Genomic DNA, 320 nt, shown 5'->3' with positions numbered 1-320 from the left:
CTACTCCAGTCATTAAGTCGTCATAATCGTTACTTGGGTAATTATGATGAATAGTTTGTGCAAACTCTTTGCCGTAAGAATCACTCCCGCGAGGGTTCATATACAATACAACGTTCCCCTTAGCCGCATATAATTGTACCTCGGCGCTAAAGTGCGGGCCGTAATTGGCTACCGGGCCACCATGAATTTCAAGAATTAATGGGTACTTTTTATTACTGTCAAAACCAGGCGGGTAGGCTACCCAAGCTTGAATTGGCAGTTGATCGTGGTTCGATTTAAGCCATAGCTCTTCTACCTTGGCTAGTTGTTTATGCCCCAGC

Annotated in this window: 1 protein-coding gene; it reads right to left on the bottom strand. The window is 44.7% G+C overall.

What is annotated here, in order from left to right:
• Positions 1 to 320: prolyl oligopeptidase family serine peptidase (locus AAEY79_RS14345; protein ID WP_352288935.1), on the bottom strand; the 320-nt coding region annotated here is incomplete at both ends.

It is taken from the genome of Psychrobacter sp. GW64-MNA-CIBAN-0177 (assembly GCF_040309585.1).
Classification (GTDB): Bacteria; Pseudomonadota; Gammaproteobacteria; order Pseudomonadales; family Moraxellaceae; genus Psychrobacter; species Psychrobacter okhotskensis.
Note: the sequence above shows the minus strand (reverse complement) of the source record. Positions and strands in the feature narration are given on the sequence as shown.